Origin of the sequence: Actinocorallia aurantiaca (genome assembly GCF_039533685.1) — a bacterium.
In the GTDB taxonomy this organism is placed as follows: domain Bacteria; phylum Actinomycetota; class Actinomycetes; order Streptosporangiales; family Streptosporangiaceae; genus Actinocorallia; species Actinocorallia aurantiaca.
This window is the reverse complement of the sequence record NZ_BAAATZ010000025.1, coordinates 1-17,368: the sequence shown is the minus strand read 5'-3', so window position 1 is coordinate 17,368 and position 17,368 is coordinate 1. Positions and strand designations below refer to the sequence as shown.

Sequence of the window (17,368 nt, the reverse complement as noted above, 5' to 3'; positions counted from 1 at the left end):
GTCCGTCAGCGGAGGGCCACGGGGAGGCTCTCGGGGCTGCGGAGCATGGTTCCGGGGGAGCGGTAGACCGGAGCGCCGGCGGAACGGAGGGCGGGGAAGCGGCGGAGGAGGCGGGGGAAGAGGACCTCGGCCTGGAGGCGGGCCAGAGGGGCGCCCAGGCAGTAGTGGGGGCCGGCGCCGAAGCTGAGGAGGGGGACGGGCGGGCGGGCGATGTCGAAGCGGTCGGGGGAGGACACGACCTCGGGGTCGCGGTTGGCGGAGGCCAGGAGGCCGAAGACGACGCCGTCCCGGGGGACGGGCACACCGGCCAGGACGGTGTCCTCGTAGGCGGTGCGGACGACCAGTTGAACGGGGGAGTCATGGCGGAGGAGCTCCTCTGCGGCCGAGGGGGCCAGGGAAGGGGAGGCGCGCAGCAGGGCGGCCTGGTCGGGGTGTTCCAGGAAGAGCCGGGTGCCCAGGCCGATCAGGCTGGTGGGGGAGTCGGCCCCGGCGCTGAACAGCATGGCGACGGTGCCCAGGGCCGCCCGCTCGGCCTCGAGGGGGTCGCCGGGGAAGGGATGGCGGGCCAACCGGGAGACGAGGTCGTCGCGCGGGTCGCGGCGGCGGGCGGCCAGCAGCCCGGCCAGGAGAGGGACGATCCGGTCTCCGGCCTCGTGCTGGAGGGCGCGCTGGGCGGCGGTGGCCAGCGGCTCGAAGACGATGCCGGCCGGGCGCAGCAGAGGGGCCAGCTCCAGGGCGAGGGAGTCCGGGACGCCCAGGACGCGGCCGATGGACAGGGCCGCGAACGGCAGGGCGAGGGAGGCCATCAGGTCGGTCTCGCCGTCGCCGCGCTCCAGTGCGTCCAGGAGCTCCTCGGCGAGCCCGACGACCGCCGGCCTGCCGGCGAGGGCGGCGCGCCCGGCGAACTCCGAGGAGACCAGGCCGCGGCTCGCGCGGTGGTCGGGACCGTGCTGGAAGGCCATCGCCTGGTAGAGGCAGGAGGTGAGCGGCTGCCGCCGCCAGCCGGGCGACAGCTCGTCCAGGCGGTCCCGGGACAGCGGGCCGAACGCGCGGTGGCGCAGCAGCCCCGTCACCGCGGAGTGGGCGGCGGCCACCCACGCGGTGCCCAGGTCGGGCAGCCGGACGGGGTGCACGGGCGCGAGCTCGCGCAGCCGCCGGTACTGCGGGTACGGGTCGGCGAGCGGGCGGGGGCGGACCAGCCGCAGGAAGATCCGCGTCGCCTCCCGGACGGAGGAGGGCTCCAGGGTGAGGGAGGTCACCGGCAGACCTCCCGTGCGGTCTCCAGCAGGTCGAGCATCGTCATGACCGTGGCCTCGGGCCGCTCCATGACGGGGCTGTGCGCGGCCCCGGGCAGCACGGCCTCGGTGGCGCCGAGCCGCACCGCCATGTCGTGGTAGGCCTCGTGGGTCCACAGCCTCCGGTCTCGGGAGCCGTACAGGACCAGCACCGGCACCCCGCTCCCGGCCAGTTCGGCGGTGAGGTCGGGGGTGACGCGCATGGAGTCGGCGGTGCCCTGCACGTAGGCGTGGTTCATCGCCTGGAGCTTGTACCGCCAGAAGCCGGAGAGCACCTCGTCGTCCTCGGGCAGCAGGCGCTGGACGGTGGGCCACATGCCCATCAGCCCGCTGGTCGCCAGCATGGCGTCCAGCCCGGTCCACATCGCGCGGTGCCGCACCTCGTGCAGGTGCGGGCCGCAGCACGCCAGCGTCAGGCTGCGGGCCCGGCTCGGACGGTCCAGCACGGCCCGGCGCGCGACCAGCCCGCCCATGCAGTGCCCCAGGTAGTGCACGCGCCGGTCGCCGACGAGCTCGACGAGGTCGGCGGCGAGCAGCTCCAGGGTGTAGTCGTTGTAGGAGTCCAGGCCGGTCGCGCTGAACTGGTCGGTGTAGTCGTAGGCCCAGCAGTCGTACCCGGAGGCGGCCAGCAAAGGCATGACCAGGCGGAAGTCCTCCTTGGAGCCGAAGTGGCCGGGGACCATCACCACCGTCTCGCCCCGGCCGGGCGCCGGCCCGGTCGTCGCGGCCGGGTGGCGGATCGCCTCGACGGTCCCGCGCCGCAGGCGCAGGACGTGCCTCTCGAAGGACTCGGGGAGCGGCAGGATCACAACTTCACCATCGTTTCCGGGGACTCGGGGTGTTCGGGGAATCCGGATCCGGGCATGCCGGGCAGGGCGTCCTGGACGGGACCGGTCCGGACGCCGAGCAGCCGCAGCGCCTCGCCCGTGCCGTCCTCGGCCCGCATCCGCCGTCCCAGCCTCTCGGCCCGGTAGATCAGTTCCAGGTCGTGCAGCGCCAGGTCGAGGGCGGGCGCCAGGCCGCGCACCGACAGGTCGCGCAGCCGCGGCGAGGGAGGGGCGACCCCCAGCCGCCGCATCCGCCGCGCCCAGAACGGCTGGTCGAACCCGATCGGGCAGAGGATCTGGGGGACGCCGGCCGCGGCGGCGGTGCCCGTCGTGCCGGCGCCGCCGTGGTGGACCACCGCGGCGCACCGGGGGAACAGCCAGTCGTGCGGGACGTGCCGGATCACGTGCACCCGGTCGGAGTTGGTGACCCCGCGCATGCCCCGGTAGCCGCCCGCGACCAGCACCCGGCCGTCGACCTGCTCCGCGGCCTCGACGACGATCCGGGCGGTCCGCTGCGGGTCGCCCAGCGGAAGGCTGCCGAATCCCACGTAGACCGGGGGGTCGCCCGCGGCGAGGAACTCCCGCAGCCGCCGTCCGGGGGTGAAGGGGAGCTCGGGCAGCCGCCAGTAGCCGGTGAGGTGGGCGGACTCGGGCCAGTCGGACGGGCGGGGCAGCACCTGCGGGCTGAGCGCGTGCAGCACCGTCGCCGGCTCGCCGTCCGGCCGCACGAGGGGGTCGCGCCAGCCGCGGCGGCGGCGCAGGCCCAGCGTCTGGTGCCGCCAGTGGTCGAGCTCCCGGCCCCAGGGCCGGAGCATGAGCCGCCGGGTGGCGGCGTAGGAGGCGCGGGGGAAGGGGGAGCGCACCCCCCACACGGGTGAGGTGAACTCGCGGGTCGGCTGGAGCACGGGGGTGGGCACCGCGGCCACCGACCGCGCCCCCGCCCAGTCCGCGAGGTGGTGGCCCAGGGGCAGCACCGGGTGGTGGACGACGACGTCGAAGTCGCCTTCGGCGGCCCGCACCACGCTCTCCAGCGCCTCGGGCGCCAGGGAGCCCAGGACCCGGGCGAACCGGAGGAACTTCCGCAGTCCGTGGGCCCCGGCCAGCGTGTCGGAGACCCGCAGCATGTCGAGGTCCAGCGGGGCGAACGGGACCTGGTGGGAGTCGGCCAGGCTCTGGAACAGCCGGGGGGCGGCGAGCAGCGGCTGGTGTCCCTCCCTGCGCAGCCGGTCGGCCAGCGCGACGAAGGGCAGGACGTCTCCCTGCGACCCGACGGTCAGCAACAGCACTTTCATGTCACTCGATCCCCCCTGGAGTGTCACCGAAAGTAACCATAGGGGATCTGATCTGAGAAGACGCGCCGTTGCGGAACGCCTGTGGAAGAAGTATCAGTCGCCGGTCCGGCGCCGCGGCGGCAGCGGGATGCGGTCCAGGTCGCGGGCGAGCACCGCGCCGGGGTGGCCCGCCTGCTCCAGGAAGAGCGGCTCGTCGGCCTCGGTGTACCGCTCGGAGACGTGGGTGAGCACCAGCCGCCGCACCCCGCACTCGCGGGCCACCCGCCCGGCCTGGCGCGCGGTGAGGTGTCCGTGCTCGGCGGCCTGCCGCTCCTCGGAGTCGAGGAACGTCGACTCGATGACCAGCAGGTCCACGCCTTCGGCGAGCGCGAAGACGTTGTCGCAAAGCCGCGTGTCCATGACGAAGGCCATTTTCTGCCCGGGCCGCGGCACGCTGCACTCCTCCAGCAGGGGGCCGCTGAGCCGCCCGATCGCCGGCCCCCGGACGCCGTGCTCGCGCAGCTTCTCCGGCAGCATCGTCCGCCCGTCCGGTTCGGCCAGCCGGTACCCGTACGCCTCGATCCCGTGGTCGAGCCGCAGCGCGGTGAGCGTGAAGCCCTCTCCGGAGAGTTCCGCGCCGCCGCCTTCGACGGGGTGCTCGGTGATGTCGGCGGTGTCGTGGAAGACCGCGGCGTGCCGCAGGCGCCTCCAGTACGCCTCACCGCTCGCGGGGTAGACGGCGTGCACGGGGTGCGCGACGCCGTCCCGCGAGACGCGCTGCACGATGCCCGGCACGCCCAGGCAGTGGTCTCCGTGGAAGTGCGTGACGCACAGCCAGTTCAGGTCGTTCGCGGCCAGCCCGGCGTGCGCCATCTGCCGCTGGGTCCCCTCGCCGGGGTCGAACAGCAGCCCCTGGCCGTCCCAGCGCAGCAGGTAGCCGTTGTGGTTGCGGCGCCGGGTGGGCACGGCACTGGCGGTGCCGAGCACGAACAGCTCCCTGTTGGACATCCCCTCATCCTCCCGCACCGCCCGTATCGGCACGTTCCCGGCAGGGCGGGGAGTCCGCCGTCAGATGACGGGCGTGAGGGACAGTCGCGGGGCGACGAGGGTGCCGTCCGTCAGCGGGATGATCCACTGGTCCCGGTAGAGGGAGAGGAGCGCCAGGTGGAGGTCGTCCAGGCCGGTGAAGCGGCACACGTGGCTCTCGTGCACGAAGCTCGCCTCCCGGTCGGCGGTCTCCAGACCCTGGAAGTCGAGCGCGGCGGCCTCCAGCACGGCCAGGTCGGCCGGGATGAAGTCGCCGTACCGGATGAGGACCGAGTCGCAGAACCGCTCGCCCTCCTCCCAGCCGGACATCCAGTCCGACACCCAGGGCAGGTCGAGGAACTCCGCGCGCCCCCAGACGAGTCCGGTGGCGGGCAGCCACGCCGGCGAACCGGAGGGGTCCACGGCGGCGGCCAGCTGGGCCAGGGTCAGCGGCGGCTCGGCGGGCACCAGCCGGTACAGGTCGGGATCGTAGGGGTCGTCCGGGGCAGGGGGGCGGGAGACGTTGGCGGTGCAGCGCCAACGCACATGACGGACCTGCCGTCCGGCCCGTGATCGGACCATCGCAACCCTCCGTACTCTCACGAGCCGTTCAGGACGCTGCGATCCTAGACAGGACGAACCGATCACGCCTCCCCTGTCCAGCTGTTAAGACGAACCGGCACCTTACCTTTACCGAATTCGCGGCCCTTTCTTCAGCCCGTCCGGATTGCCCGGGTGACCGGTCCCTGAAGGATCCATTGCCCGGATCGGAGTTTCGCGCGTGAACCGGAAGGCCAGACTCGAGATCATGGTCGAAGCTGCGAGCAGACTGCTCAGAGACGTCGCGTGCTGGTACCTGGGGGAGGCGGGCCGGGAAAGGCTGAAGCCGCTTCCCGACCAGGAGAAGATCCGGGAGTGGGAGGGCCTCTGCGATTTCGTCCTGCTGGAGCGCGAACTCCTGGACGTGGCGCGGGCCGACGAACTGGAGCGCATCATCGCGCACTACGGCGGGGTGCTGTCCCGGCTGATCAAGGACTACCGCGCCGACCGCCTCTGAACCCGGCTAACGCGCCCACAGGCCCTGCGCCCAGGCGGGGCAGCCGAGCAGAGGGAGCAGCAGGCCGCGGCACTCCCGGAGGGCCGGGGGCGCGGGTGCGGGCTCCGGTTCGGGCTCGGGTGTGAAGGACGTCCGGCGCTCCGCGGAGGGAGGCGCCGAAGGAGAGGGCTTCGTCGTCGCGGCGGGGGTCCGGGAGGGCGTGGAGCGGGCCTGGGCGGACGAGGGGGCTTCCGTGCCCGCCGGTCTCGTGGCGGCGTCCGGGACCGGGGTCCGCGCCGCCTCGCCCGTCGGCCGCGCCGTGACCGTCACCGAGGATCCCCGGGATCGCGCCGTGCCGCCGGGAGACGGGCGCGGCGTCCCGGCGTCCTTCTCCGTCCTCGTGCCCTTCTCGTCCTCCGCGGGGGCGTCGCCGGGCTCGCCGGGCCGGAAGGGCGAGGGGGACGGCGTCGTCCGCACCGGAGCGGGCCCGGCGGTCGGCACGGGACGGGATGTGGCCGCCGGAGTCCAGCGGGGTTCGACGGTGCGGGCGGGGGTCCGGGCGCTCGACGTCTCCCGGGGGGAGGGCGCCGGGCTCCACGGCGGGCGGGCGGCCGACTGGGCGATCTCCTCGGGCGCGTCCGGGCGGGTCCGGGCGTTCTCGAGGTCGGAGACGTCTCCTCGGGGCGGAACGGGCGGGGGAGGCTGGTGCAGCAGCCCGGCGACCACCCAGGAGAGGACGGCCAGCACGGGCAGACCCGCGGCCGTGAGCCTCCTGAACCGGTACTCACTGCGAGCGGCGTGCAACGCCGGGTATCTGCTCACGTTCGGACGGTCGCACACCTCGGCCGCCGGGGCCGGGAGGTGTGCGATTTTCGTTATGGGTCATTCGGTGACCAGGCGATCACCTGGCGTGGTGATATCCGGTCCAACCGGAAAAAGAGCAGAAAGCCCCGCCGCGGTCTCCCACGACGGGGCTTCGATCTCTGGTGCGGGTCAGCCGTTGATCTCGGCCAGCAGCTTGGCGCGCTGCTGCTCGCCGAGGCCGCCGACCCGGCGGTTCTCGTCGATGCCGAGCTTCTCGATGAGCGCGGCCACCTTGGCCGGCCCATAGCCCGGAAGGGCCTTCAGGACCTGGGTGACCTTGGTCTTCTTGGCCACGGCGTCCTCGCGGGAAAGCACGTCACCCAGGCTGAGCGTCCCGGCCTTGAGGGCGGCCAGCAGCTCGCTGCGCGCCTTGCGGGCCTCCTGGGCCTTGGCGAGAGCTTCGGCCCGCTGCTCGGGGGTCAGCGTCGGCAGAGCCATCGTTTCTCCTCGTCGTCGTCGAACCGCCCATGCGGTAGGCCTGGGCGTTACGACCCATCATGGCGAACCGGGTCGCCCAATGCCCACTTGAGCAGCGGATTAGTTCGATTCGACGTGGTCCGGTGACCGAACGTGATCACGTTCGGCCCGCTGTTCCAGTAGCGCGGCGACCGTGAGCGCCCGAAGAGACCGGGATCGGATGGGGGAATCAGTCGTTCTTTCGCTCCGTCGGATGACGGTGTCCAAAAACTCCTCCTGCATGGCTTGTAGGGGATGAAGTAGTACACCGTGTACAACGATAAGAACCAGTTGTTATTCCCGTTAAAGGTGGGGAATCAGCGCAATTCAAGCAATTGCCGGGCCTGTCGGTACTCCTTCTTGCTCTCGGAGGAGTACAGCCAGGCCAGTGCCAGGTCCTTCGAGGGGTGCGCCATCGACAGGTGGTGGCGCGCCATCGTGAGGTCCCGCAGGTGGTAGAAGGCGGCGCCGAAGTACTGGTGGGCCTCCTGCGACTTCGGATGGTTCTGCGGCGCGGCCAGGAACTTCGCCGACGCGGCGGCCAGCCGTCCGTGGACGTCCGGACGGGCCAGGTGGAGACGGGGCTCGGCGTCGGAGGCCACGGCGGTCTCCAGGCAGACGGCGGCCACGATGGCGTTCAGCGGGTGGCCGGGCGGGGCCCGGTGGAAGGTCTCGTCGGCGAACTCCAGGCTCTCGGCGTCCGAACCCTGCCATTTGGCGGCCAGGACCTGGGCACGGCTCTCGTGCGCCCCGTACAGGTAAGGGTCACGCCGCGTGATCTCGGCCCAGTAGCGGTCGAGTTCCGGGCGGGGGAGCTGCATGCCGAGCCCGTAGAACTGCAGGGTCTTCCACGGGGCGGGGTCGTCGGGCAGGAGGGCCGCCGCGCGCAGCAGCGCGTCGCCCGCCTGGGAGAGCACCAGCCAGAACCGCTTGAACTGATCCTGTTCCACGTACTGTGCCCGCGAGTCGCCGCGGATGCGCCAGGCCTCCTCGATGCGCACGGAACCGGCCCACAGCAGCAGGTCGGGATCGTGGGGCCGGGCGGCGCGAAGCGGGGCGAGACCGGCGAGCGTGCAGGCTTTGGACAGGTGGGCCAGACGGCGGTCCCGCAGTTCGTGGTAACCCCGGCTGGCCGCCAGTACCGCCAGGCCCGCCTCGGGCCGGCCCGCCCGCACCGCGGCGAGCGCCTCGACGAGCTGAGGATCGGGATCGTCCTGGCGCCCGCGCTTGAACAGGCTCCGGCGCTCCTGCTCCAGAGAGGGAGCGTCCAGCGACAGCGGCGGCCCGCCGTCCTGGGGCTGGGGGATGTCCTCCCGAGGCGGCATCCGGACGAAGACGTCGGGCCGGACCGACCGGTCGATGGCGTGGACGAGCGGGGCGGCGTCCCGGAACAGCGCCGGCTCGACCCGGACGGCGATGCCCTCGGGCGCGAAGAGCTGCCGCGCGCCGTCCGGCCAGGCCAGGACCGCGGTGCACTCGGCGTATCGGATGGTCCCCATGGACGTCCCGGTCACCTTGCTCAACCCGGCGGGCGCGGCGATCAGGTAGCTGGAACCGCTCCAGGGGTGCAGGACGTGCCCTTCCAGCGCGTACGGCGAGTCGCCGGGCGCGGGCCGGTAGCGCCGGTCGGAGGGCTCCACTCCGGGAGGGAGGGCGAGCAGCGCCGAGTCCCGCACCTGGGCGCCGGTCCGCTGGACGTCCTGCGGCGTCACCTCCAGCATCCGTTCGAGGTGTTCGCGGGGCGTGCGGACGGTGGCGCCCATCAGCTCGTCCCAGGCGGCGGACATGACCCGAGCCGTGGCGGCGTCCCGGTGCTCGAGGTCCTCCTGCGCCTGCTTCTTGGCCTCCGCCAGCTCCGCCTCGTCGACGGGCCGCGAGGCCAGGTCGTCGAACACCTCCAGGAAGGCGGAGGCGAGTTCGCCGGAGACCGACTGGAGGCCGTCGGCGAAGGCGACGATCTCGGCGGTGCGCGCCTCGTCGGGCCGGTACTCGACCGAGGTGGAGTAGCTCAGCGCGCGTTCGCGGCGCAGCACGTCGTGCAGCCTGCGCTGGAGGACGCGCCGGTAGAGGGGGGCGGCGGGGCCGCGCTCGACCTCGGCGTGCAGCATGACGCCGTCGAGCCGCATCGGGAAGTGGGCGGGGAAGTCGGGGAGGACCGGCGCGGACGGCGCGCAGGGACGGCGCGGGCCGTCGGGGAGGTCGAGCACGAGGCCCTCGGGCGGCGGGCCGCCGGAGAAGGCGAGCACCGCGTTCCCCCGGGTGAACCAGTACCTCGTCCAGGACGTGATCAGCTCGGGGGAGATCTCGGGCAGCCCGAGCTCGGGGTAGCCCAGCAGGCCGCGCCCCTGGGAGCCGTACCGCCACAGCAGCAGGTCGCCGAGGGCGCGTCCGCCCTGGCCGGCCTCCTCGGTGCGCAGGACCTGCTTCTCGGCCTCCAGGCGCTCCATGGGCGGCCGGGCCAGCCCGGCGCAGACGCCCTTGAGGTAGCGGGAGGCGTCCTCGGGGGAGCCCTGCTTGACGAACGTGGTGGTGCGGGCGTCGACCACGCCGTTGAAGTGCCGTTCGGCGCCGCCGAGCTCGTGCAGGGCCAGGTGCTCGACGAGATGGGTGATCCCGCTGCGGGCCAGTGTCTCGTCGGCCCGGCCGACCCGGAACACGAGCGCCGCCCGGTATTCGGGCCCGTCCGTCCAGTAGGCGGGGACCCCGCTCACGACGGTGCGTGTGATCTCCACTGATCCTCCACATTCACGGCGTGGAGATCATAAGGGGAAACCCGAGGCCGTCATATGCCTAGAAGACGGAAGTCGGCGGGTGCACGGCGGAGACCTGGATCGGGCCGGGGCACGGGCTCCACGGCTTGGCGAGCTTCGCCGGGGCGCCGGTGTCGCCGGGGGCCAGGAGGGCCAGGCCCGCGGCCTCGGCGCAGGACTTCCCGGCGGTGCTGTTGTCGTTGACGACCACGTAGACGACGGCCTTGCCGCCCTTCTCCAGGGTGACCTTGCCGGGCTTCCCGCCGATGGACCCGAAGTCGGCGGGGACCGAGGCGGTTTTGAACCCCTTCTCCCGGGTGCCCGAGGTGTCGTAGGGGTAGACCTCCGGCCGCCCTTCGAGGGTGCACAGCCCCCCGCCGTTGACGATCTCCAGCCGCTGGATGTGGGTGCCGGCCCCTCCCTGGCCTCCGGCGGCCGCCAGCGAGAGCTGCGCGCTCTTGCAGACGGGGGTTCCCGCGGGGGCGGGCGGGGCGGTGGTCTTGGCGGGCTCCGGCCTGGTCTCGGCCTCCTGCGGCGCGGTGGGCGCGGCCTGCTCGGAGCGGTCGGGGGAGCTCTGGGAGGCCGCCTCCTCCTGCCCTCCGCCCCCGCAGGCGGCCAGGGTCAGCCCGGTGAACGCGGTGACGGCGGCGAGGATGAGGGGGGATCGTCCTGAACGCATGGGTCTCCTCGAGAAGCCTGGATGGAATCCGTTGGAGTCTGCCCCAAATGTCGGGATGGGTGGGAAAGGAAGGGGAAAGGGGGAGGCGGGAAAGGGTGGGAAACGCCGAAGGACCCGTAGGCGATCGCCTACGGGTCCTTCGTTCGGTGCGCTCCCGGCAGGATTCGAACCTGCGCTTTTGCCTCCGGAGGGCAACGCTCTATCCCCTGAGCTACGGGAGCCCGCAACGACAAGAAGATTACCAGGGTTCTGGAGGCGGCGCGCACGGGTTTGTTTTCGGTGCGCCGCGGCGGGAGGCGGGCTAGCCTCGGCGGATGGCTGAGAGTCTCGGGCGGGTGCTGGTCGTCGACGACGACGAGGTGATCCGGCAGCTGATCGCGGTCAACCTGCAACTCGAGGGGTTCGAGGTGCACACCGCGGTGGACGGGCGGGACTGCCTGGACCGGGTGCGGGAGGTGGCCCCCGACGTCATCACGCTCGACGTGATGATGCCGAGGCTGGACGGATGGGTGACCGCCGTCCGGCTGCGGGAGGACCCGGAGACCGCGGGCATCGGGGTGGTGATGATCACCGCGCGGGCGCAGGAGCGGGACGTCGAACGAGGGATGGGCATCGGGGTCGACGCCTACGTGACCAAGCCCTTCGATCCGGCGGAGCTGATCAGGACGGTGAGGGAACTGGCCGCCCGCGCCGGCGGCGGGGCGGGCCGGAAGGAGTCCGGGTCCTGTCCGGGCGGCCGAAGCGGGGCGTGAAACCGGTCGTTTGTCCGGATGGTGGTCGGCTACCCTCGGTGCCGTGACACCCGGGCAAGCGAACGAGGCGGTACTGGCCGCGGTGGACGCCGTGCACGGCGTCCGGCCGGCCGCCGCGTCGATCACCTGGGAGGACACCTACGTCTCGCCGGTCGCCGCACGGCACCGGCTGGAGGCGGAGCCGATCGCCGAGCGGCTGGCGCTGCACCCCGAGATCTCACATGTCGAGACGCGGGGGGCGGGTCTGCTGGCGCTGCATCTGGCCGTGCCGGGCCGGGTGGCCGCCGCCATCGCCGGTGACGAGGGATACGGCCGGGGTGAGATGATCGAAGGGGCCTGGGCCGACTTTCCCAGGACGTTCGACAACCCCGGATTCCGTGTGCGTTTCGCCTATGAGCGGGCCTGCGCGGTGGAGCGCCGGGCCCGTGATCTCCAGGTGCCGCCGGGCGACCCGGCGGCCTTGACCGCGCCCGGGGAGCTCAGGCTGCTCGGGCTGCTGGCGGGGTTCGACGGACACCGAAAACCGGTGCTCCAGCTGGAACGGATCGCGGACGCCTACCACGACGTCCACGAGAGTTCCCGCGAGGAGCCCACCCCGCAGCACGGTGCCCGCGTGATCCTGGCCGGCGCCGTGCGCGTCACCTTGAGCAACGGGCTGCGCAGGCTCGGCGAGACGGCGAGAGAGAGATTGTGAGCAGAGTTCATCCCGCGGGAGACAGGCACGCCGACGTCCTGTCCGAAGACCACCCGATGCCGCCCCCGGCGGACCTGAACGAGCTGGAGCCGCTGGTCTGGCCGCGCACCGCGCGCCGGCTGGAGGGCGCCATGCAGGTCGGAGGGGTCGACGTCCGCGACCTCGCGCGCGAGTTCGGCACCCCGCTCTACGTCCTGGACGAGGAGGACGTGCGCCAGCGCGCCCGCGAGTACGCCGGCGCCTTCGCCGACGGCAGCGTGCACTACGCGGGCAAGGCGTTCCTGTGCGGCGCGCTCGTGCGCTGGCTGGCCGAGGAGGGCCTGGGCCTGGACGTGTGCTCCGGCGGCGAGCTGGCCCTGGCCCTGGCCGTGGGCTTCCCGGCCGAGAAGATCACCCTGCACGGCAACAACAAGTCGACGGACGAACTGGTCGCGGCGCTGGAGGCCGGCGTCGGCCACATCGTCCTGGACTCCTTCGAGGAGATCGCCCGGCTGGCCTACCACGCCGAGCGGCTCGGCAGGCGCCCCAAGGTCATGATCCGGGTGACCACCGGCGTCGAGGCGCACACCCACGAGTTCATCGCGACCGCCCACGACGACCAGAAGTTCGGGTTCTCCCGCAACTCCGGCGCGGCGCTGGAGGCGGCCCGGCGGGTCCTGGCGCTGCCCCAGCTGGAGCTGGTCGGCCTGCACTCCCACATCGGCTCGCAGATCTTCGAGACCGACGGCTTCGAGATCGCCGCGCACCGGGTCGCCGAGCTGCTGGTGGCGATCAGGGACGAGCACGGCGTGGTGCTGCCCGAGCTCGACCTCGGCGGCGGCTTCGGCATCGCCTACCTGCCGGGCGACGACCCGATCGACGCCAAGCTGATCGCCGACAACATGCGCCGGATCGTGGCCAAGGAGTGCGGCTCCTACGGGCTGCCGGTGCCGCGGCTGACGGTCGAGCCCGGCCGGGCGATCATCGGCCCGGGCGGCGTCACGCTCTACGAGGTCGGCACGATCAAGGACGTCGAGGGCATCCGCACCTACGTGAGCGTCGACGGGGGGATGAGCGACAACCTCCGCACCGCCCTGTACGGAGCGGAGTACACCGCGAACCTCGTCAGCCGCGAATCCGAGGCTGAGCCGATGCTCAGCAGACTTGTCGGAAAGCACTGCGAAAGTGGGGACATCGTGGTGCGTGACCTATGGTTGCCCGAAGATATTGCGCCCGGAGACCTGGTGGCGGTCGCCGCCACCGGTGCGTACTGTCGATCGATGGCGAGCAACTACAACTACGTGACCAAGCCGGCCGTGGTGGGGGTCCGGGACGGCAGAGCGCGTGTCATCGTCCGCAGGGAGACCGTGGACGACCTGTTGAGGCTTGATGCGGAGGTTGGAGAGTCGTGAAACCGGTGCGGGTGGCGTTGCTCGGGTGCGGTGTGGTCGGCACCGAGATCGTCCGGCTGCTGGAAGAGCAGTCCGACGATCTGGCGGCGCGGGTGGGCGCGCCGGTCGAACTGGCGGGCATCGCCGTCCGCCGGCCCGACCGGGTGCGGCCCGGGGTGCCCCGGGATCTGCTGACCACGGACGCCATGGGCCTGGCCACCCGCGAGGACGTCGACCTGGTGGTCGAGGTGATCGGGGGGATAGAGCCCGCCCGGTCCCTGATCCTGGGCGCGCTGAAGACCGGCAAGTCGGTGGTGTCGGCGAACAAGGCGCTGCTGGCCGAGGACGGCGAGACGCTGTTCGCCGCGGCCCGCGAGTTCGGCGCCGACCTGTACTACGAGGCGTCGGTGGCGGGGGCGATCCCGCTGCTGCGCCCGCTGCGCGAGTCCCTGGTCGGGGACAGGATCCACCGGGTGCTGGGCATCGTCAACGGCACCACCAACTACATCCTCGACCAGATGGACACCCACGGCGCCGCCTTCACCGAGGCGCTGGAGGAGGCCCAGGCGCTGGGTTACGCCGAGGCCGACCCCACCGCGGACGTGGAGGCCTTCGACGCCGCGGCCAAGGCCGCGATCCTGGCCCGGCTGGCCTTCCACACCCCGGTGACGGCGGCCGACGTGCACCGGGAGGGCATCACCGAGGTCACCGCGCAGGACGTGGCGGGCGCGAAGTCCATGGACTGCGTGGTCAAGCTCCTGGCCATCTGCGAGCGCGTCGAGGACAGGGGCGTCTCGGTCCGGGTCTACCCGGCCATGATCCCCCGGTCGCATCCGCTCGGCTCCGTCCGCGGGGCCTTCAACGCCGTCTTCGTGGAAGCGGAGTCCGCGGGCAGCCTCATGTTCTACGGCGCGGGCGCCGGCGGCGCCCCGACGGCCTCGGCCGTCCTGGGCGACATCGTGGCGGTCTCGCGCAACCTGGTGGGCGGCACCAGCGGCCCCGCCGAGACCAGCTACGCGGCCCTGCCCGTGCTGCCCATGGGCGAGACGGTCACCCGCTACTACGTCCAGCTCGACGTGGCCGACCAGGCGGGCGTCCTGGCGCAGGTCGCCGAGGAGTTCGCCGGGCACGGCGTCTCCATCCAGGCGGTCCGCCAGGAGGGCCACGGCGACGACGCCCAGCTCGTGATCGTCACCCACGCGGCGCCCGACCGGGCCCTCGCCGCCACCGTCGAGTCGCTCCGCACGCACCCCTCGGTGCGGGAGGTCGCGTCGGTGATGCGCGTGGAAGGCGATTTCTGACCGTCCACATGCCGGACCACCCCTGGAGCCGCAGGCCCTGTCAGCCAATAGACTCAATCCACCAGCCGGATCGAGGACGCGGATCCCGTGCTGGTCTACCGGGACGCTCGCCGCGATCGGCGCTCCCAAGCGCCGATCGCCGCCCTGCCGCCAGGCGGGGCCCACAAAGCAGGAGGAGCCGTGAGCGCTTGGCGCGGGCTGATACAGGAATACCGTGACCGGCTTCCGGTCACCGACAGCACTCCCGTGGTCACGCTGCTCGAGGGGAACACGCCGCTCGTTCCGGCCCTCCGGGTCTCGGAGCTGACGGGGTGCGAGGTCTTCCTGAAAGTGGAGGGGCTGAATCCGACCGGTTCGTTCAAGGACCGGGGGATGACGATGGCGATCTCGAAGGCGGCCGAAGAGGGCGCCCAGGCCGTCATCTGCGCCTCGACGGGCAACACCTCCGCCTCGGCGGCCGCGTACGCGGTGCGGGCGGGCATGACGTGCGCGGTGCTGGTGCCGCGCGGGAAGATCGCCATGGGCAAGCTGGCCCAGGCGCTGGTGCACGGCTCCAAGCTGCTGCAGGTGGACGGGAACTTCGACGACTGCCTGGAGCTGGCGCGCAAGCTGGCGGTGGACTACCCCGTGGCGCTGGTCAACTCGGTGAACCCGTTCCGGCTGCAGGGGCAGAAGACCGCGGCGTTCGAGATCGTCGACGCGCTCGGCGACGCTCCGGACGTGCACTGCCTGCCGGTCGGCAACGCCGGCAACATCTCGGCCTACTGGATGGGCTACAAGGAGTACGCCGCCGACGGGATCTCCTCGAGGCGGCCCCGGATGATGGGCTTCCAGGCCAGCGGCGCGGCCCCGTTCGTGTCGGGCGGCCCGGTCGCCAACCCGCAGACGATCGCGACGGCGATCCGGATCGGCAACCCCGCCTCGTGGGAACTGGCGAGCAACGCCAGGGACGAGTCGGGCGGCGCGATCGGCGCGGTCACCGACCGGCAGATCCTGGCGGCCTACCGGCTGCTCGCCCGCGAGGAGGGCGTGTTCGTGGAGCCGGCCTCGGCCGCCTCGGTCGCGGGTCTGCTGCAGGCCCGCGACCAGGGCCTGCTGGAGTCGGGCCTGAGGGTGGTCTGCACGGTCACCGGCAACGGCCTCAAGGACCCGGACTGGGCGATCTCGGGCGCGCCCGCGCCGACCACCGTGAAGGTGGACGCGCACGCGGCGGCCTCGGCGCTCGGGCTGGCATGACGGACGGGTTCGAGACGGCCGGAGTGACGGTCGAGGTCCCGGCCACCAGCGCGAACCTGGGGCCGGGGTTCGACTCGCTGGGCCTGGCGCTCTCGCTCTTCGACGAAGTGAGCGTGGAGCTCACCGACGGCGGCCTGGAGATCGAGATCCGGGGCGAGGGCGAGGAGCTGGCGGCGCTCGGCGAGAGACATCTGATCGTCAGGGTGTTCCGCCGGGCCTGGGAACGCGTCGGGGGCGCCCCGCAGCCGGCGGGGCTGCGCCTGAGCTGCGTGAACCGCATCCCGCACAGCCGGGGGCTGGGCTCCTCGTCGGCGGCGATCGTCGCGGGGATCACCGCGGCCCGCGCGCTGCACCCGGAGGGGAAGTCCTTCTCCGACGCCGGCGCGCTGCGGCTGGCGACGGAGATCGAGGGCCATCCCGACAACGTGGCGCCCTGCCTGGCGGGCGGCCTGACGGTCGCCTGGAGCGGCCAGGACGGCCCGCGCCTGGTCCGGCTGGACCTGGACCACCAGGTCACGGTCTTCGTCCCGGAGCACCGGCTGGCGACCGAACAGGCACGCGGTCTTCTACCGGAAACCGTGTCACATCACGACGCGGCGGCGAATTCTGGTCGTGCGGCCTTGCTCATCGCGGCGCTGACCAGCAAACTGGGCTACGACGTGCTGCTGGACGCGACCGAAGACAGGTTGCACCAGGCCTACCGGGCGCCCGCGATGCCGGGCTCCGCGGCGCTGGTCGCCCGGCTCCGGCAGGCGGGAGTTCCGGCGGTGATCTCGGGTGCCGGACCGACCGTTCTGGCGTTCGGATGGCCGTCTCCCGATTGGCCGGGCGTCGATACGGGTAATGGCTGGCATATACACCAGCTGAACGTCAGCCCTTTCGGCGCTCGTGTTCAACCGCGCGATCCGCGGACACGCTGACCTCAAGGAATCCAAGTGCACCCTGGTGGTGTTAGGCTGGAAGCCGCACCAGATGCCCCGCTCGGGGCCATAGGTCCATCGGCAGTGCCGATGCGCCCGTGCACCAGACTCTGCACTTCTGATTCCCTCGGGGCAGGGGACGAGTACGCGATCATCTGGCTGTTTTCAGAAATTCTCTCCGGCGGTCTGGAAGACGATCGCCGCATTCGGCGCCCCCGCCGAAGCGAACCATCGGGTAGATCGGCCTCATCCGGCCCACACCCGCTCCCTGGGAAGGACCCTTTGTGAGCGAATCCAGCGAACTGCTGAACGAAGCGACGGGCGAGAAGCCCGCGCCGAAGCGCGCCCGACGGGGCACCGGACTGTCGGCCATGGTGCTCCCCGAGCTGAAGACCCTCGCCTCCCAGCTGGGCATCAGCGGTACCACGGGGATGCGCAAGAGCCAGCTCATCGCTGCCATTCAGGAGAAGCAGGGCGGCCCGGCCGCGGGCGCGCAGGGGGCCGCGGCCAAGACCGAGAGCAAGCCTGAGGGCAAGCCCGAGGCCAAGACCGAGAGCAGGACCGCGACCCGCTCCGAGCAGCCCGTCGAGAAGGCGGAGAAGCCCGCCGAGCAGCAGGGCGGCGGGCAGCCGGCCGGCGAGCAGGCGGCGGCACGGCCCGAGCGGGCCGAACGGCCCGAGCGCACCCGGCGCGGTCGCGCCGCGCAGCGCGAGGAGCCCGCCGAGGAGCAGTCCGGCGAGAGCAGGTCCACGGCGGAGAAGCCCGCCGAGCAGCAGCAGCAGGGCGAAGGCGGCGGCCAGCAGCGTGAGGGCCGCCAGCGCAGCCGCAGCGGCCGGGAGCGCGGCGAGCGTCAGCGGGACCGCGGCGAGCGCGGTGACCGGGGCGAGCGCG

At 72.5% G+C, this 17,368-nt stretch carries 17 protein-coding genes and 1 tRNA gene; 8 read left to right on the top strand and 10 right to left on the bottom strand.

The genetic code is table 11. The features are described from left to right. Positions 1-5 precede the first annotated feature (5 nt). The 5 genes from ABD327_RS26150 to ABD327_RS26130 form a co-directional block, all read right to left on the bottom strand. Complete coding sequence (locus ABD327_RS26150; RefSeq protein ID WP_344453752.1) at positions 6-1,259, bottom strand: cytochrome P450; 1,254 nt, start codon at positions 1,257-1,259, stop codon at positions 6-8. Then, entirely contained in the window at positions 1,256-2,104 is an 849-nt protein-coding gene (locus tag ABD327_RS26145) for an alpha/beta fold hydrolase (protein ID WP_344453750.1), read from the bottom strand. The genes ABD327_RS26150 and ABD327_RS26145 overlap by 4 nt, the downstream gene beginning before the upstream one ends. Continuing rightward, positions 2,101-3,414: a glycosyltransferase gene (locus ABD327_RS26140; RefSeq protein WP_344453747.1), complete on the bottom strand. Its 1,314-nt coding sequence runs from the start codon at positions 3,412-3,414 to the stop codon at positions 2,101-2,103. The genes ABD327_RS26145 and ABD327_RS26140 overlap by 4 nt, the downstream gene beginning before the upstream one ends. 93 nt (positions 3,415-3,507) lie before the next feature. Next, positions 3,508-4,401 (bottom strand): ribonuclease Z, encoded by an 894-nt coding sequence (locus ABD327_RS26135; protein WP_344453744.1) that lies wholly within the window; start codon positions 4,399-4,401, stop codon positions 3,508-3,510. Between the two features lie 60 nt (positions 4,402-4,461). After that, positions 4,462-5,001 (bottom strand): hypothetical protein, encoded by a 540-nt coding sequence (locus tag ABD327_RS26130; RefSeq protein ID WP_344453742.1) that lies wholly within the window; start codon positions 4,999-5,001, stop codon positions 4,462-4,464. A 226-nt stretch (positions 5,002-5,227) separates the two neighbouring features. Here ABD327_RS26130 and ABD327_RS26125 point away from each other — a divergent pair, with 226 nt between their 5' ends. Continuing rightward, positions 5,228-5,476, top strand: a complete 249-nt coding sequence (locus ABD327_RS26125) for a hypothetical protein (protein ID WP_344453740.1) — start codon at positions 5,228-5,230, stop codon at positions 5,474-5,476. Positions 5,477-5,482: 6 nt separating this feature from the next. Here ABD327_RS26125 and ABD327_RS26120 read toward each other — a convergent pair whose 3' ends face one another. The 5 genes from ABD327_RS26120 to ABD327_RS26100 all read right to left on the bottom strand — a co-directional run bounded on the left by ABD327_RS26120 (position 5,483) and on the right by ABD327_RS26100 (position 10,425). Beyond that, the gene (locus ABD327_RS26120; RefSeq protein ID WP_344453738.1) at positions 5,483-6,277 is read right to left on the bottom strand and encodes a hypothetical protein; all 795 of its coding nucleotides are present in this window, start codon (positions 6,275-6,277) and stop codon (positions 5,483-5,485) included. Positions 6,278-6,448: 171 nt separating this feature from the next. Next, positions 6,449-6,757, bottom strand: a complete 309-nt coding sequence (gene mihF, locus ABD327_RS26115) for an integration host factor, actinobacterial type (protein ID WP_344453736.1) — start codon at positions 6,755-6,757, stop codon at positions 6,449-6,451. Between the two features lie 335 nt (positions 6,758-7,092). After that, positions 7,093-9,507, bottom strand: coding sequence for a hypothetical protein (locus tag ABD327_RS26110; RefSeq protein WP_344453734.1), 2,415 nt, complete (start codon positions 9,505-9,507; stop codon positions 7,093-7,095). Positions 9,508-9,565: 58 nt separating this feature from the next. Then, positions 9,566-10,204 carry a DUF4232 domain-containing protein gene (locus tag ABD327_RS26105; protein ID WP_344453732.1) on the bottom strand — a complete coding sequence of 213 codons (639 nt, stop codon included), beginning with the start codon at positions 10,202-10,204 and terminating at the stop codon, positions 9,566-9,568. 149 nt (positions 10,205-10,353) lie between these two features. Next, positions 10,354-10,425, bottom strand: a tRNA-Arg gene (locus ABD327_RS26100). Between the two features lie 93 nt (positions 10,426-10,518). Between ABD327_RS26100 and ABD327_RS26095 the strand changes: the two genes are divergently transcribed. From ABD327_RS26095 to ABD327_RS26065, 7 genes are all read left to right on the top strand, one after another. Next, the gene (locus tag ABD327_RS26095) at positions 10,519-10,956 is read left to right on the top strand and encodes a response regulator transcription factor (protein WP_344453730.1); all 438 of its coding nucleotides are present in this window, start codon (positions 10,519-10,521) and stop codon (positions 10,954-10,956) included. 43 nt (positions 10,957-10,999) lie between these two features. Further along, positions 11,000-11,650: an anticodon-binding protein gene (locus tag ABD327_RS26090; RefSeq protein ID WP_344453728.1), complete on the top strand. Its 651-nt coding sequence runs from the start codon at positions 11,000-11,002 to the stop codon at positions 11,648-11,650. A 56-nt stretch (positions 11,651-11,706) separates the two neighbouring features. Next, positions 11,707-13,041 (top strand): diaminopimelate decarboxylase, encoded by a 1,335-nt coding sequence (lysA, locus tag ABD327_RS26085; protein WP_425547228.1) that lies wholly within the window; start codon positions 11,707-11,709, stop codon positions 13,039-13,041. Continuing rightward, positions 13,038-14,321 carry a homoserine dehydrogenase gene (locus tag ABD327_RS26080; protein WP_344453724.1) on the top strand — a complete coding sequence of 428 codons (1,284 nt, stop codon included), beginning with the start codon at positions 13,038-13,040 and terminating at the stop codon, positions 14,319-14,321. The genes lysA and ABD327_RS26080 overlap by 4 nt, the downstream gene beginning before the upstream one ends. A 180-nt stretch (positions 14,322-14,501) precedes the next feature. Beyond that, the gene (thrC, locus tag ABD327_RS26075) at positions 14,502-15,557 is read left to right on the top strand and encodes a threonine synthase (RefSeq protein WP_344453721.1); all 1,056 of its coding nucleotides are present in this window, start codon (positions 14,502-14,504) and stop codon (positions 15,555-15,557) included. Next, positions 15,554-16,477, top strand: a complete 924-nt coding sequence (gene thrB, locus ABD327_RS26070; protein WP_344453719.1) for a homoserine kinase — start codon at positions 15,554-15,556, stop codon at positions 16,475-16,477. Before thrC ends, thrB begins: the two co-directional genes overlap by 4 nt. A 284-nt stretch (positions 16,478-16,761) precedes the next feature. Further along, positions 16,762-17,368, top strand: a 607-nt coding sequence (locus tag ABD327_RS26065) for a Rho termination factor N-terminal domain-containing protein (protein ID WP_344453717.1), incomplete at its 3' end; no start/stop codon positions are given.